Annotated in this window: 15 protein-coding genes and 1 pseudogene; 6 read left to right on the plus strand and 10 right to left on the minus strand. The window is 72.0% G+C overall.

All coding sequences use genetic code 11. The features are described from left to right. Positions 1-520: pseudogene (locus tag ACFTZL_RS08195) on the minus strand (hypothetical protein); the annotation flags it as partial. 546 nt (positions 521-1,066) lie between these two features. Next, positions 1,067-2,500 (minus strand): PLP-dependent aminotransferase family protein, encoded by a 1,434-nt coding sequence (locus ACFTZL_RS08200; protein WP_382579613.1) that lies wholly within the window; start codon positions 2,498-2,500, stop codon positions 1,067-1,069. 47 nt (positions 2,501-2,547) lie between these two features. Between ACFTZL_RS08200 and ACFTZL_RS08205 the strand changes: the two genes are divergently transcribed. Then, entirely contained in the window at positions 2,548-3,036 is a 489-nt protein-coding gene (locus tag ACFTZL_RS08205) for a carboxymuconolactone decarboxylase family protein (RefSeq protein WP_382579615.1), read from the plus strand. Positions 3,037-3,083: 47 nt separating this feature from the next. Here the strand turns inward: ACFTZL_RS08205 and ACFTZL_RS08210 are convergent, their stop codons facing one another. From ACFTZL_RS08210 to ACFTZL_RS08220, 3 genes are all read right to left on the minus strand, one after another. Next, a complete protein-coding gene (locus ACFTZL_RS08210) occupies positions 3,084-4,574 on the minus strand; it encodes a glutamate synthase subunit beta (protein WP_382579616.1) in 1,491 nt (496 codons plus the stop codon). A 105-nt stretch (positions 4,575-4,679) separates the two neighbouring features. Continuing rightward, entirely contained in the window at positions 4,680-5,159 is a 480-nt protein-coding gene (locus tag ACFTZL_RS08215; RefSeq protein WP_311125091.1) for an anthrone oxygenase family protein, read from the minus strand. Positions 5,160-5,327: 168 nt separating this feature from the next. Then, positions 5,328-6,011, minus strand: coding sequence for a DUF2293 domain-containing protein (locus ACFTZL_RS08220; RefSeq protein ID WP_382579617.1), 684 nt, complete (start codon positions 6,009-6,011; stop codon positions 5,328-5,330). 159 nt (positions 6,012-6,170) lie between these two features. On the opposite strand from ACFTZL_RS08220, the gene ACFTZL_RS08225 reads away from it, so the two are divergent. Together ACFTZL_RS08225 and ACFTZL_RS08230 are read left to right on the plus strand one after the other, a co-directional pair. Further along, on the plus strand, positions 6,171-6,812 hold the full coding sequence (locus tag ACFTZL_RS08225; RefSeq protein ID WP_382579618.1) for a uridine kinase: 642 nt from the start codon (positions 6,171-6,173) through the stop codon (positions 6,810-6,812). A gap of 161 nt (positions 6,813-6,973) precedes the next feature. Then, on the plus strand, positions 6,974-7,399 hold the full coding sequence (locus ACFTZL_RS08230) for a CBS domain-containing protein (RefSeq protein WP_382579620.1): 426 nt from the start codon (positions 6,974-6,976) through the stop codon (positions 7,397-7,399). Between the two features lie 60 nt (positions 7,400-7,459). On the opposite strand, the gene ACFTZL_RS08235 is transcribed toward ACFTZL_RS08230, so the two are convergent. Then, positions 7,460-8,587, minus strand: coding sequence for a magnesium and cobalt transport protein CorA (locus ACFTZL_RS08235; protein WP_382579621.1), 1,128 nt, complete (start codon positions 8,585-8,587; stop codon positions 7,460-7,462). Positions 8,588-8,828: 241 nt separating this feature from the next. Here ACFTZL_RS08235 and ACFTZL_RS08240 point away from each other — a divergent pair, with 241 nt between their 5' ends. Continuing rightward, entirely contained in the window at positions 8,829-9,623 is a 795-nt protein-coding gene (locus tag ACFTZL_RS08240; protein WP_382579622.1) for a methyltransferase, read from the plus strand. Positions 9,624-9,734: 111 nt separating this feature from the next. On the opposite strand, the gene ACFTZL_RS08245 is transcribed toward ACFTZL_RS08240, so the two are convergent. Next, the gene (locus tag ACFTZL_RS08245) at positions 9,735-10,694 is read right to left on the minus strand and encodes a carbohydrate kinase family protein (protein WP_382579624.1); all 960 of its coding nucleotides are present in this window, start codon (positions 10,692-10,694) and stop codon (positions 9,735-9,737) included. Continuing rightward, entirely contained in the window at positions 10,691-11,599 is a 909-nt protein-coding gene (locus ACFTZL_RS08250) for a pseudouridine-5'-phosphate glycosidase (protein WP_382579626.1), read from the minus strand. Before ACFTZL_RS08250 ends, ACFTZL_RS08245 begins: the two co-directional genes overlap by 4 nt. A gap of 99 nt (positions 11,600-11,698) precedes the next feature. Between ACFTZL_RS08250 and ACFTZL_RS08255 the strand changes: the two genes are divergently transcribed. Beyond that, positions 11,699-12,127 carry a VOC family protein gene (locus tag ACFTZL_RS08255; RefSeq protein WP_382579628.1) on the plus strand — a complete coding sequence of 143 codons (429 nt, stop codon included), beginning with the start codon at positions 11,699-11,701 and terminating at the stop codon, positions 12,125-12,127. Positions 12,128-12,213: 86 nt separating this feature from the next. On the opposite strand, the gene ACFTZL_RS08260 is transcribed toward ACFTZL_RS08255, so the two are convergent. Both ACFTZL_RS08260 and ACFTZL_RS08265 read right to left on the minus strand, forming a co-directional pair. Then, positions 12,214-12,768 (minus strand): methylated-DNA--[protein]-cysteine S-methyltransferase, encoded by a 555-nt coding sequence (locus ACFTZL_RS08260; RefSeq protein ID WP_382579630.1) that lies wholly within the window; start codon positions 12,766-12,768, stop codon positions 12,214-12,216. Positions 12,769-12,851: 83 nt separating this feature from the next. Beyond that, a complete protein-coding gene (locus ACFTZL_RS08265; protein ID WP_382579632.1) occupies positions 12,852-13,724 on the minus strand; it encodes a glycerophosphodiester phosphodiesterase in 873 nt (290 codons plus the stop codon). A 288-nt stretch (positions 13,725-14,012) separates the two neighbouring features. Here ACFTZL_RS08265 and ACFTZL_RS08270 point away from each other — a divergent pair, with 288 nt between their 5' ends. Beyond that, the gene (locus tag ACFTZL_RS08270) at positions 14,013-14,885 is read left to right on the plus strand and encodes an MHYT domain-containing protein (protein ID WP_382579634.1); all 873 of its coding nucleotides are present in this window, start codon (positions 14,013-14,015) and stop codon (positions 14,883-14,885) included. The last annotated feature ends 9 nt before the right edge of the window (positions 14,886-14,894 follow it).

Raw genomic sequence — 14,894 nt, forward strand, 5'->3', positions numbered from 1 at the left:
CGATATCAGGTTTGTAGTACAGAACGTCGTATCCCTGGGATGCCAAGGCCTCAGCAGCGGCCTTCTCTCCCGCCAGTCCCTTGGCGAGCCGCTGAGTGGTCTCGTACGCGGACTGCTCCGCCGTTCCGTTCCGGTCCCACTCGGTGAACGCGCGATCCACTTCCAGGTCCTGCCGGCGCGCCGCGTCCGCGGCCTGGTCGTCCAGCCGCTGTTGCTGCAAGAGGTCCGCGGTCGCGTTGGCCTCGATGACGGCCTTGTCCGCCTGGGCCGCGGCGGCCAGTTCATTGGCCGCGGTGGCTCCTTGCCCTGCGGCTGCACCCAGTTGCTGCTCCACCCGCTGCGCTTCGTCCCGAGCATCGAGCGCCGCTTTGTCTCCCGGATCCGGCTGTTGCGGCGGATCAGGAGCCTTCGCCGGCTCCGGAGGCTCCCAGGCGTCGGGAGGTTCCCACGTGTCGACGACCGGGGCGGCCGGTTCACTGACGGGGGAAGGGATGTCCGCGACGGGCGGCGGATCGGGCATCCGGGGCGGCTCCGGCGGCGGGGCAGGCGCCGGCTGAGGAGGATCCGGCAGGGGCGGCGGTGGAGGAGGCTCCGGCAAGGGAGGCGGAGGGGGCGGTGGTGGAGGCGGTGGTGGGTCAGGCGGGTCAGGTGGGTCAAAAGCAAAGTCCGTCACCGATGTCCCCCCGGCTTCACGACCGAACCACGCCGCAGGCCGACGCCCTTGTCGCCGTGAGCCCGCGGTTCCGAACAGCAAGCAGGATCCCGTTGCCGGCAACCCGTGACAAGGCGAATCCTCCATTTCCCAGGAGCGGTCGGGGCGCGTGCTCCCCGGCGTACGACTCCTGCGGAACACCCGGAGGACCGGGCGTCGGCGCGATGTCCTGCGTGCTTCGCCATCGCCGAGGGCCTGACGGCTCGACCCGCCCGCAGGAGACCGCGGACCGGTCCGCGACGGCAGTACGATTCTCAGTACGCCTCCGTACCCGCCCGAGGAATCGCGGATGACCAAGTGGCGGGGGCCTGCTGCCGCACGCGGCCGGCCTGTCGCCGTACGCGGGCTCGGCACTCACGGCCTCGCATCCCCCATCGAAGGCGGCGGCAGTGCACCGCACAGCGCCTCCACGGCCGGCCCGTAGGCATGCTCGGAGGGAGTCGCGTACCCCACGACGAGGCCGTCGCTCGCCGCCATGTCCGTGTCCGGGTGCCGGAACGCTCCGAGACCGTCGAGGGCGATGCCCCGCCAGGCGGCGGCCTTGACCGCGGACGCCTCGGTGCCGGGCGGCAGCCGCAGCACCGCGTGCAGCCCGGCCGCGACGCCCGTGACCTCGACCTGCGGCGCGTGCTCGGCGAGCGCCGCGACGAGCCGGTCCCGGCGGCTCCGGTACCGCTGCCGCATACGCCGTACATGACGGTCGTACGACCCGGAGACGACGAAGTCGGCGAGGCTCAACTGGTCGAAGACGCTCGCCCACGCCTCGCGCTCGCCCTTCACGGCGAGTACGTCCTCGACATACCGCTCCGGGAGCACCATCCAGCCCAGCCGCACCGCCGGTGACAGGCTCTTGCTGACCGAGCCGATGTGGATCACGTGCTCGGGGTCGAGGCCCTGGACGGCGCCGACCGGCCGGCGGTCGTAGCGGAACTCCCCGTCGTAGTCGTCCTCCAGAACCAGCCCGCCGCGCGCGCGTGCCCAGTCGATCACGGCGGCCCGGCGCGCGGGGTGCAGCGGCCCGCCGGTCGGGAACTGGTGCGCGGGCGTGAGCAGCACGGCCCGCTCGCGCCCCAACCGGTCGACCTGGGCGCCGTGTTCGTCGAGGGGGAGCGGCACGGTACGCACCCCGGCACCCGCGAGGACCTCCCGGTGGAATCCGAGCCCGTACGCCTCCACGGCCAGGGGCCCGCGCAGGACACCGCCTCCGAACAGCAGCCGCAGCGCGTGCGCGAAGCCGGAGCAGATCACGATCCGGCCGGGCTCGGTCCGCACGCCACGTGCGCGGGCCAGGTACTCCGTGAGCGCCTCCCTCAGTTCGGCCCGGCCGGCGGGGTCGCCCGGGCCGAACACCTCGTTGGGCGCCCGCTGGAGTGCCCTCCGGTAGGAGGCCAGCCAGGCCGCGCGCGGGAACGCCGAGATGTCCGGCGTGCCCTGCAGCAGGTTGTGCCGCGGTCCACCCGCGCGCGGAGGTGCCTTCTTGGGCACGCGAGCGGCGGGACGCAGCGGCTCGGCACGTTCCGCGACCCGGGTGCCCGAGCCTTGACGTGCGGTGAGCCAGCCCTCCGCGACGAGTTCCGCGTACGCGTCGGCCACCGTGTTGCGGGCGACACCGAGGTCGGCCGCGAGCGAGCGGTACGGCGGCAGCCGCGTGCCCGGAGCGAGCCGCCCGTCGCGTACGGCCTCGCGCAGCGCCCGGATCAGCGCCGTGCGCCGGCCGCCCGGCCCGGACAGCTCCAGATGCAGGTCGGACCCGATCCGTTCCGCGGAATTGACCCACGAATTCGCCATGGGAATGCACCCTACAGCGGGTCTTTGAGGCTCGTAGGTTGAGGGACATGACGACGAACACGCACACGACGCGGGCGCACTCGACGGACACGGCCCGGCTGGAGTTCGCCCAGTCCGCCCCGAAGGCCTTCCGCGCCCTCATCGCCTTCGACGCCGCCGCCCGTGAGGGCCTCGACCCGGCCCTCGTCGAACTGATCCAGATCCGCGCCTCGCACCTCAACCACTGCGCGTACTGCCTCCACATGCACACCAACGACGCCCGCAAGGCCGGCGAGAGCGAGGACCGGCTGCACATGGTCGCCGTCTGGCGCGAGGCCCGCCATTTCTTCACCGAGCGGGAACAGGCGGCCCTCGCCCTCACGGAGGCGATGACCCTCGTCGCCGACGCAGGCGTCCCGGACGACGTCTACGCCCGGGCTGCGTCCCTCTTCGAGGAACGGGAACTGGCCCAGGTCCTCGCCGTGATCTGCACGATCAACACATGGAACCGGGTGGCGCTGTCCACGGCGAAGCTGGCGGGCACGGACGAGCGGTGATCGCCTTCCGAGCGGTCGTCTTTCCAGACCACCCTGGGCCGGTCGTACTAGACCACCATGGGCCGGTCGTACGGCCCGATCGGTGACGGCAGCCGCGAACTGCCCGTCAGATGACGGTCGACCGCGGCCGCCACGGCCCGCCCCTCGGCGATCGCCCAGACGATGAGCGACTGCCCCCGGGCGGCGTCACCCGCGGCGAACACACCGGGCACGTTCGTGGCGAAACCGGCGTCACGCGTGACGGTGCCGCGGGGCTCCATCGCCAGCCCGAGCTGGTCGACGAGCCCGTCCTCCCGGTCGGGCCCGGAGAAGCCGAGGGCGAGCAGCACGAGGTCGGCGGGGAGCGTCCGCCCGGTGCCATCCACCGGGCTGCGCCGCGCGTCCACCTCGACCAGGTGCAGCGACCGCACACGCCCCTCCGCGTCGCCGTCGAAGCGCAGCGTGGACGCCGCGAACAGCCGCGCGTCCGCGTCGGCGACCGGAGCGGTCCGCAGATCACGGGCCTCCTCGTGCGCGGCGGACAGCCGGTAGATCCGCATCGGATACGTCGGCCAGGGCTCGGCGTCCTCGTCGCGCTGCGCCTCCGGCAGCGCGTAGATGTCCAGCTGGGTCACGGACGCGGCACCCTCCCGGACAGCCGTGCCCAGGCAGTCCGCCCCGGTGTCGCCGCCGCCGACGATGATGACGTGCTTCCCGGCGGCCGACAACGGGGAGACCTCCAGATCGCCCGCGCACACCCGGTTGGAAAGCGGCAGGTACTCCATCGCCTGGTGAACGCCCGTCAGTTCCCGCCCCGGCACGGTCAGTTCACGCCACGCGGTCGCCCCCGTGGCGAGCACCACGGCGTCGTACCGGGTCCGCAGCTCATCGGCCCCGATGTCCCGCCCGACCGACGTCGACGTACGGAACTTGGTCCCCTCGGCCCGCATCTGCTCCAGCCGCCGATCCAGATGGTGCTTCTCCATCTTGAACTCGGGGATGCCGTACCGCATCAGCCCGCCGGGCCGGTCGGCCCTCTCGTACACGGCGACCGTGTGCCCGGCCCGGGTCAGCTGCTGGGCCGCGGCCAGCCCGGTGGGCCCCGAACCGATCACCGCGACCGTCTTGCCGGACAGCCGCTCCGGCGGCCTCGGCGGCGCGAAGCCCTCCTCCCACACCCGGTCGGCGATCGCGCACTCGACGTTCTTGATGGTGACGGCCGGCTGGTTGATCGCCAGCACACACCCCGCCTCGCACGGCGCCGGGCACAACCGGCCGGTGAACTCCGGGAAATTGTTCGTGGCGTGCAGCCGGTCGGCGGCCGCCCGCCAGTCCTCCCTCGACACCAGGTCGTTCCACTCGGGGATCAGATTGCCCAGCGGGCAGGCGTCGTGGCAGAAGGGGATGCCGCAGTCCATGCAGCGATCGGCCTGCTTGCTGATGATCGGCAGCAGCGCCCCGGGGACGTAGACCTCGTCCCAGTCCCGCACCCGCTCCTCGACCGGCCGCCGCGGCCAGTCCTGGCGGGGTGTGGTCATGAAACCCTTGGGATCGGCCATGGCCGTCTTCCTTGCGTGCGCGTGCGACAGGCCGTGCGTCGTCGGGCGGTGCTCCTCCGGCCACGATACGTCCGCCTCCGGGCCGGTGCCCGTCGCCGCGGGCCGTCAGGTGAGCGCCAGCACGTACGCCAGCGCCGCCCCGGCCGAGGCGGCCGTGCGGACGTGGTTCCACATCGTCCACTCGCGCACATACGCCGGCCAGTACGCGGCTGCCTCCGACGTGCCCGGCTCCAGCTTGAGCAGCGCGTCATTGCGCGGCACGTTCGCGACCATGGTGAGCCCGAACGAGCCGAACAGATACAGCGCGCTGCCCACCAGCAGCTCCACCGTCCCCTCCTCCGGCCACAGCACGAACGTCACCACGGCGATCACCGCGCACAGCACCGCCGACCCGAGAAACACGGCCATGAAGGGCGGCGTCACCGCGGCCACGTTGATCGCGTTCATCGCGGCGACCCCCTGCGCGGGCGGCAGCGTGGCGAGGCCCCGCATGACGAAGGTCGAGAAGCCGCAGAACACCCCGGCCACCAGGCCGGTCCCGAGCACACCCAGCACCGTCAGCACGAAGTACGGTCCGTCGATCATGTCAGCCTCTCCCGCCCGTCGAGCCGGGATCCTGCCCGGCACCTTTCCTCACCACAAGTGAATTCCCGTACGAGCACAGTGACCATGGCCGAGCGGCGCGGGGCCATAAGCGAACGTCCACGATCCCCCGAACGGCCGTGTCCACCGGACGACACCTGCCCGGCCGGGTCACCCGGCGGAACCGAGCCCAGCCTCGGTCCACCCCCTCAGCACCGTCTCCACCGCCGCCGCGATCCGCCGCCGCGCCTCGTGTCTCGGCACCCCGCTCATGAGCAGCCGGTCGTACGGCGTGTCCAGATGCCGCACGGACGCCACGACCGCCCACGTCACGGCCCCCTCGGTCAGCGCCCGCCCCGCCGCACTGCGGCCCACCCGCCCGCTGCCCCGCTCGGAGGCGTGGGCGGCGATGGCATGCGCCCGGTCGGCGGGGCATCCGGGATACAGCCGCCGTATCTCCGCCGCGAACGTCAGAGTGAACAGCTCGTCCTGAGCCGCCCGCCGCCGCGCGTCCCGCACCCGGCGCCGCCGCCGTGCCTCGGCGTCCGCGAGACACCGCTGCTCGGCCCTCGCCAGCGCCGCCTCCTCGACCAGGACGCCCTGCCGTTCGTAACGGCTCTTGCGCCGGTTGAACCGCACGACCACCGCCGACAGCGTGCTCTCCTCCCGCGATCTGCGCGTCAGCGCGGTGTCGCCGCTCGGCAGGAACACCAGATGCCCGAGGTCGGCACAGTCCAGGCAGCGCGGGGCGCCGTCCTCCAGGACCAGCAGCGGCAGCGGCCCTCGCCGGCACTCGGCGCAGTACCGGCGCTTGAGAGGCTGGAAGACGAGGAGCCCGGTGAGGGGCGGAAGCATCGCGCGGGGGACCATATGTGGTTCATTCCCCCTGACGACGGGACGAACTACGTCCGCCACGACAGACCCCGGCCATCTCGACGCCTCCCTGCGGTCTGTCCCTCCCCGGCGACCGAGGAGCCCGCGGGCGTGACAGCTCCTGACCCGGCCTGACGCATCATGGGCCGTGTGCGACTCGAAGCGATCACCTGGGACCGGCTCGGCGACCTGCTCGCCGAGCGCCTCCTCGACTTGAAGCCCGCCGATGGCGCTCCCTGGCCCCGCATCGCCTTCGACGGCGCCCCGGCCGCCCGCCCGGGAGATCTCGCCCACCGTGTCTCCGAGGCGCTGCGCATACGCGGCCGCTCGTCGCTCGTCGTGGGCACGGAGGGCTTCCTGCGCCCCGCCTCGGTGCGGCTGGAGTACGGCCACCGGGACGTGGAGGCCTATTACGACGGCTGGTACGACACCGGAGCCCTGTGGCGCGAGGTGTTCGGCCCTCTCGAAGCCGGTGGCGACGGCCGTGTCCTGCCCGACCTCTGGGACCCGGCCGCCGACCGCGCCACACGCAGCCCCTACACCCAACTCCCGCCCGGTGGCGTCCTGTTGCTGCACGGACCCTTCCTCCTTCGGCACTGGTTCCCCTTCGACCTGAGCGTCCACGTCCTGCTCTCCCCGGGCGCCCTGCGCCGCCGCACGCCCGACGCCGAGCACTGGACCCTCCCGGCCTTCGAGCGCTACGAGCACGAGACGGACCCGGCCGGCACGGCCGACGTCCTGGTAAGGGCCGACGATCCGCGCCATCCGGCGTGGAGCGGTTGAGCGGCTGCTCGCTGTCGGGCGGGCGCGGGCGGGTTCCGTGTGCGGGCATCCGGCGGGCGGGTTCCGTGTGCGGGCATCCGGTGGCGCGGCGAGAATGAAGGGCGTCGGGACTCGCGGTGCGTCCCGCGCCGCGCCGGCCGTCCGGCATCGGGAGGTACTTCATGACCACCGCCGGAGACATCATGCACCGCGGCGCCCAGTGGATCCCCGCCCACGAAACCCTCGACCGCGCCGCCCAGCTCATGCGCGAGCTGAACGTCGGCGCCCTGCCCATCAGCGACGAGAACGAGCGGCTCTGCGGCATCCTCACCGACCGCGACATCGTCGTCGGCTGCGTCGCCCTGGGGCACGACCCCGCCAGGATCACCGCGGGTGAGATGGCCAAGGGCACCCCGCGCTGGATCGACGCGAACGCCGATGTCGGCGAAGTGCTCCGTGAGATGCGGGAGCACCAGATCCGCAGGCTGCCCGTGATCCATGACAAGCGGCTGGTCGGCATGATCAGCGAAGCCGACCTGGCCCGGCACCTGGCGGACGACCAGATCGCCTCCTGGGCCGAGAGCGTCTACTCCACCACCACACGCTGACCCCACGAGGCACCCTGAGGTCCCGCCCGCGGATTCACTCCCCGCGCGTCACGGCCCGCGTCAGAGCCAGCCGCTGCGCCGGAACGCCCGGTACAGCGTCACGCACGCGACGGATATGACGCCGATGACCATGCCGTAGCCGTACCGCCAGTGCAGCTCCGGCATGTGCTCGAAGTTCATGCCGTACACCCCGCAGACCATCGTCGGCACGGCGATGATCGCGGCCCACGCCGTGATCTTCCGCATGTCCTCGTTCTGCGCGACCGTGACCTGCGCGAGGTGCGCCTGCAGGATGGAGTTGAGCAGTTCGTCGAAGGCGGCGATCTGCTCCTTCGCCCGCAGCAGATGGTCCGAGACGTCGCGGAAGTACGCCTGTATCTCCGGGTCGACCGCCCGGATCGGCCGGGTGGCGAGATCCTCGAGCGGGCGGCTGAGCGGCACCACGGCCCGCTTCAGTTCGAGGAGTTCACGCTTGAGCTGGTAGATGCGCCCCGGGTCGGCGCGCGCACCGGTCTCCGCGAAGACATCCGTCTCGACCTGGTCGATGTCCGCCTGCATCGAGTCCGTGACGGTCAGGTAGTCGTCGACCACATGGTCCGCGATCGCGTGCAGCACCGCGGAGGGGCCCTTGGTGAGCTGGCCGGGATCGGATTCCAGCTCCTCGCGCAACGGACCCAGCGACCCGTGCCGGCCGTGCCGCACCGTGATCACGAAGTCCTCGCCGACGAACACCATGATCTCGCCGGTGTTCACCACCTCGCTCGTGGCCGTGAGTTCCTCGTGCTCGACGTAGCAGACCGTCTTGAACACCGCGAAGAGCGTCTCTCCGTACCGCTCCAGCTTGGGGCGCTGGTGGGCCTCGACGGCGTCCTCGACGGCCAGCGGGTGCAGGTCGAAGAGCTCGGCGATGCCCGCGAACTCCTGGTCGGTCGGCTCGTGCAGGCCGAGCCAGACGAAGCCCTCCCGGCTCTTGCGCACCCGCTCCACGACATCCACCAGATCGCCGCGCGCGGGGGTGCGGACACCGTCCCGGTACGTCACGCAGTTGACCACCGAGGAGCCCAGCGGGGAGCGGGCCGGGTGACTCAGGTCGACGCGCGGGCGCCGCCTGGCCAGCCGAGCCACCTTGCGAAGGCCACCGACCCCGCCGAGGCTCGTGACCTTCCGCAGATTCCCTGCCATGGACATCCGGATCTCCTTGCGTGGAACTCCTCGCGCCGTCCCTGCGCCTTGGCGCGCCAGTCTGCCAGGCCCACGTGAGCTGCGGGTAAGCCTGTGGAAACGACTCATTCCGCTTTGTTCCCGGCTGTGGACGAACGACTCGCCGACGCCGTTGTTCTGAGGCATCGACGCGTGCCGGTGCGGTGCGGTTCTCCTTACCGGAGCGTCGACGATTACGAACAAGTAAGACAAATGGGATGATCACGGCATGACGCGAACCGATGGGCACCTCCTCGACAACCGGCAGACCGAGGCGGCAGAGCACTTCAGCGCCTTCGCCGCTCTCTTCGACCCCACGACGTTCCGGCATCTCGAAGCACTCGGAGTCGGGTCCGGCTGGCGGTGCTGGGAGGTCGGCGCCGGCGGCCCGTCCGTGGTGTTCTGGCTGGCGAAGAAGGTCGGCCCGACCGGACGTGTCGTCGCGACCGACGCCGACACCTCACGGCTCGCCAGGGGCGCCCGGCCGCCCGTCGAGGTCCGCGTCCACGATCTCGGCGCGCAGGACCCGCCGGGGGAGGGCTTCGACCTGGTGCACGCCCGCCTCGCCCTCGTCCACGTCGCCGACCGGCAACGGGCGTTGCGGTCCATGGCCGACTCGTTGCGCCCCGGCGGGCGCCTCCTCGTCGAGGACGTCGACCCCGCCCTTCAGCCCCTGCTCTGTCCCGACGAGTACGGCCCCGAGCAGCAGCTCGCGAACCGGCTGCGGCAGACCTTCCGCAAGCTGCTGGCCGACCGCGGGACCGACCTCCCCTGCGGCCGCACCCTCCCGCGCCTGCTCCGGGAGGTCGGCCTGACCCGCGTCCAGGCCGACGCCTACTTCCCCATCGCCTCACCGGCCTGTGCGGCCCTGGAGTCCGCCACGGTCCGCCAGATCCGCGACCAGCTTGTCACCGCGGGTCTCGCCACGGACCAGGACATCCAGCGGCACCTCATGAACGTCACGTCCGGCGCGCTCGACCTCACTACGCCACCGATGATCTCGGCGTGGGGACGCAAGCAGTAGCCAGGGGCGGCGCGGGCGTGGGCATCAGCCCGGGCAGGGGCGGTCTGCCCCGCACCGGCTGGGCAGAGGCGACCTGCCCGAATGTGCTGGGCAGAGGTGGCCCGCCCCGTATCAGCCGGGCACAGGCGGCCTGCCGCCCACCCGCTCCACTGCCCGCGCACCCGCTCGGCAGCCCTCCGCCGCCGCTTCCTCCGGTCCGGCGCCCGCGAGCAGGGCGCCGAGGAACGTGCCCGTGAAGGCGTCACCGGCGCCCGTGGTGTCCCGCGGCATCGCCGGCACGGCGGGAACGCGGGCGCACACCTTCCCCGAACGGGCCACGAGTGCTCCCTCGCGCCCCTGCTTCGCGACGACCAGCGGGATGCGCAGGCTCAGCTCGGCCGCCGCGTCGGCCGCGTCGGTCAGCCCCGTCAGCAGGGACGCCTCGTCCCGGCTGGGCAGCAGTACGTCCACGCCCTCGACGAGCGCCAGGAAGCGCTCGACGCCCAGCTCGGTGAGGAACCCCGCCGACGCCGGGTCCAGACTCACCGGCACGTCACGTGCGCGTGCGGCCTTCAGAGCCACCGACACCAGGGCGCGACCCGGTTCGGAGAACAGGAGGTAGCCCGACAGATGCAGCCGGGCCACCCCGTCGAGCAGCGCGTCCGACCAGTCGGCGGGTTCGAGCCGCAACGCCGCTCCGCTGTCGGTGAGGAACGTCCGCTCCGCCGAAGCGTCCCGGTCCACCAGACAGATCACCGTGCCGGTCGGAGCCCGCGGGTCGACGACGAGCTGCGGGCGCACGCCGTGGGCCGCCAGTTCACGCTCGTGCCAGGCGGCCGTGTCCGCGCCCACGCGCCCGAGCAGCCGTACCTCCGCCGCACCCCGGTGTGCCGCCCAGCACGCCACGTTGGCGCCCGCCCCGCCCGGCACCGTCCGGATCGAGGCAACCGTGTCCGTGCCCGCCGCGAGCGGCCCCCGGTGCCGCGCGACGACATCGGTGATCACGTCCCCGACGACCAGCAGCGCCGCGCCCTCCACGGAGCGCTCTTCACGTCCTGTGGGGTGACCGGCCCCGGCCCCGGCCCCGGTCACACCCGGGCCCAGGCCGCCGCGATCCGCGCCGCCAGGCGCACATTGCCGCGGACCGCCGCCAGGTTGGCGCTCAGCGAGGCCCCGTCGGTGTGCCGCACCAGATAGTCGAGCAGGAACGGCGTGACCGCCTGGCCGGTGACCCCTTCCTCCTCGCACGCGTGCAGCGCGTCCGCGAGCACGCGCGCGTGCAGCTCCGGATCGAGCTGCTCCTCCTCGGGGACGGGATTGGCGACGATCAGCGCCGACTCCGGCTCGGTGAGCGCGTCCTGGGCCCGCATGACGCCCGCCACCTGCTCCGGCGTCCGCAGCGTCCAGTCCACCGGATGCCCCGAGTCGGACAGATAGAAGCCCGGGAACCGGTCGGTGCCGTAACCGGCCACGGCGACACCCAGCGTCTCCAGCCGCTGCAGGGTCGCCGGCACGTCCAGGATCGACTTCACCCCGGCACACACCACGGTGATCCGCGTCCGCGCCAGCAGACCCAGATCGGCCGACTCGTCCTGCGTCACCGTCCACTCCCGGTGCACCCCGCCGAGCCCGCCGGTCGCGAACACCCGGACCCCCGCCTGCGCCGCCAGCAGCGCGGTAGCCGACACCGTGGTCGCCCCGCTCGCCCCGGAGGCCACGGCGAGCGGCAGATCGCGGTGGCCCAGCTTGCGGATCCCGTCCTCGTTCGCGACCCGCTCCAGCTGCTCCTTGTCCAGTCCGACATGGGCACGCCCGTCCAGCACGGCGATCGTCGCGGGCACCGCCCCCTCCCGCCGCACGGCCGCCTCCAGCTCCAGGGCCACCTGGAGGTTGCGCGGCCGAGGCAGCCCGTGGGCGATGATCGTGGACTCCAGGGCCACCACGGGCTGTCGCGCCTCGAGCGCCGCCCGCACCTCTTCCGACATCACCAGCACCACGCGCCTGCCTCCTGTCAGTCGGTCCTCCCTCATCTCTGGCGGGCGGCGCGCCGGGCCAAACCCTTGCGGGCTGTCGAGGACATCACGAGCCTGGAGTGCATGACGGACCACACAGCACGTCTCGACCACGTCGTCCTCTGGGTGCGCGACCCGGCCGCCGCCGCCGACTTCTACGAGAAGGCCGTCGGCATGGAGACGCTCAGGCTCACCGAGTTCGCCGCGGGCAAGGTGCCGTTCCCCTCCGTGCGCGTCAACGACGAGACCATCCTCGACCTCATGCCGCTGACCTTCGCGGAACGCATGAAGATGCTGCCCGGCGCCGCCGACAGCGCCGGCCACCCCGTCAACCACGTCTGCCTGTCCCTGCCCCGCGACGACTTCGACGCCCTTCTCGGCCGCCTCGAGGAACGCGCCGTACCGGTGTCGGAGCTCTCGTACGACTCCTTCGGAGCCCGGGGCAAGGCCACCCGCAGCTTCTACTTCCGGGACCCGGACGGCAACGTCTTCGAGGCGCGGCACTACGACTGACCAGGCCCGGGACCGCAGACAGGCCCGGGACCGCAGACAGGCCCGGGACCTCAGACAGGCCCGGGGTCTCAGACAGGCCCGGGGTCTCAGAAGAGAGGCTCGGGCAGCACCCCTTCCAGGGCGAGCAGCTTCCGCTTGGTCTCCAGGCCGCCCCCGAAGCCGCCGATGCCGCCGCCGCTCTCGACGACCCGGTGGCAGGGCACCACCACCGGCAGCGGATTGGCGCCCATCGCCATGCCCACGGCCTGCGCGGCGCCCGGCTGACCGACCCGCCCGGCCAGATCGCCGTACCCCACGACCGTGCCGTACGGCACGCCCGAGGCCAGTTCGCGCAGGACCTCCCGGTTGAAGCCGGAGATCAGCGACCAGTCCAGCGGCAGGTCGAAGTCGCGTCGCTCACCCGCGAAGTACGCCCCGACCTGACGTATCGCCTCGGCCAGCAGCGGGGAGCCGGGCGCCTCGACGGGCTCGGTGCCGAGGCGCGACGCCAGCCGCTCGACCGCCCGGTCCCGCACCGCGTCCGTGGCGTGGAAAACGACGCTGACCAGGCCCTCGCGGGTCGCGGCCAGCAGCAGCGGACCGATGCCGCTGTCGACGACGCACCACACGACCCGCTGCTCAACCTGCCCATGGCTGTCCATGCGCCCACCGTACGACCCACCACTGACAACGCCGCCGCGGTGGGAAGGCCGGCAGGCGGCTGCCGGCCTTCCGGGGCGACGGATCACCCGCCCACGGCCTCCCGCACCACATCCGGCTTGTTCGTGATGATCCCGTCGACGCCGTACCGGGCGACCCGCTGGGCCGTCGCCGCGTCGTCGACCGTCCAGGTGAAGACCTCCATGGGCGTGCCGTGCGGTCCGTCGAACGCCTGGACGGCGGAGACGTACGCCGTGGAGACCGAGCCGTAGGACGGGTTGATCTGGTCGGCGAAGTCGGCGTATGCCGACAGGTCCGACACCGGCGGCGTCCCCAGGAAGCCGGTCTTCACACCGGGCTTCAGCTTGTGCACCGTCCGCACGCTGTCCGCGCTGAAGCTCTGCACGATCAGCCGCCCCGCCAGATGCGACTTGTCGAGCCAGCCTTCGTTGCTCAGGACCTTGAGCGTCTGGCGCTCTATGCCCGGATACAGCTGCGGGTTCTTGATCTCCAGGAGAAGCTTCTGGCGGTGCCGCTCGAGGCGGTCCACGAACTGCTCCAGCGTCGGCACGCGCGCGCCCGCGTAGGCGGGGCCGAACCAACTGCCCGCGTCGAGACGGGCGATCTCGGCGGCGGTGAAGTCCTTCACTTTCCAGGGGGCCCGCCCGGGGAAGACCTCCTCGGCATCGGTGGTGCGCCGCAGGTTGTCGTCGTGGACGACGACGAGCTCTCCGTCCCTGGTCTGCTGGACGTCGTTCTCCACCCAGGGGATGCCCAGCTCGGCCGCCTTGTCCACGGCGGCCAGCGTGTTCTCGGGCGCGTACGCGGAAGCGCCCCGGTGGGCGATGACCAGCGGCGCCACCCCGGCGTCGGCGGCCCCGGCGGGGGAGATGGGGACGAGGAGAGCGGCGGTCCCCAGGAGTGCGGTGGTGGAGGCGGCTACAGCGCGCGCGTGCATGCGTACTCCTCGCGTGAGCGTTCGGCGACATCACAGACAGATCAACTGTGACAGCAGAGGGTCAACGCGAGAGGGGTGCAGGATGGCCACAGGTTGAACGCAGATGCCCCAAGTCCGCTCACTGGTGCCGCACAACTGGGGCAAGGCCGTGTTTCTTTGCCGGAAAGTCGTTCGACCATTCCGGTGGGAGTCATACTCTCTGCGTCAACCCTGACCGCTCGTGCGGTCCTGGGAGGGGGCGCACATCAGGAATTCCGGGACGCAAGAGGGCGGGAAGGGCAGCCGCGCATGCAGGGCACGGTCGACGGATTCAGCTACGGCCTGGTCACACCCCTGGTGGCCTACCTTATGGCCTGCCTAGGGGGCGCCCTGGGGCTGCGGTGCACCACCAGATCCATGCTCGTCGCCCAGTCGTGGCGCCCCGGCTGGCTCGCCCTCGGCTCGGCCGCCATCGGCTCCGGCATATGGACCATGCACTTCGTCGCGATGATGGGGTTCACGGTCCGGGGGACCCCCATCCACTACGACAAGGCGATGACCTTCGCGAGCCTCGCCGTGGCGATCGTCATGGTGGGCGTCGGGGTCTTCATCGTGGGCTACAGGGGTGCCCGGGGAACGGCCCTGTTCACCGGAGGCACCATCACAGGTCTGGGCATCGCGTCGATGCACTACCTGGGCATGGCCAGCATGCGCCTGGACGGGAAGCTGGAGTACAACACCTTCACCGTCGGTATCTCGGTCGCGATCGCCATGTGCGCCGCCACCGCCGCGCTGTGGGCGGCCGGCCAGGTCCGGGGATTCCTGTGGAGCGTGGGTGCCAGCCTCGTCATGGGGCTCGCCGTCAGCGGCATGCACTACACCGGCATGGCCGCCCTCGACGTTCACCTCCACGGGACGGCCGCACCCACCTCGGGAGAGTCGCCGGCGGCCCTGCTCGCGCCCATGCTGGTCGGCCCGCTCGCCTTCCTCCTGCTCGCGGGTGTCGTGGTGATGTTCGACCCGCTGATGGTCATGGGGAAGCCCACCGGCGCCCCCGTCGAGCAGAAGCCCGGCATCCCCGCCCACACCCACAGCGCCGTCCACCACTCCGCGCACCGACTGCGGTTCCGCCCCCGCCGCCCCGTGGAGCGCAGCCGCTCCCGAACCCCGCAGAATCGCTGATCGGAGCCC

The organism is Streptomyces sp. NPDC056948 (genome assembly GCF_042674225.1).
GTDB lineage: Bacteria > Actinomycetota > Actinomycetes > Streptomycetales > Streptomycetaceae > Streptomyces > Streptomyces purpurascens.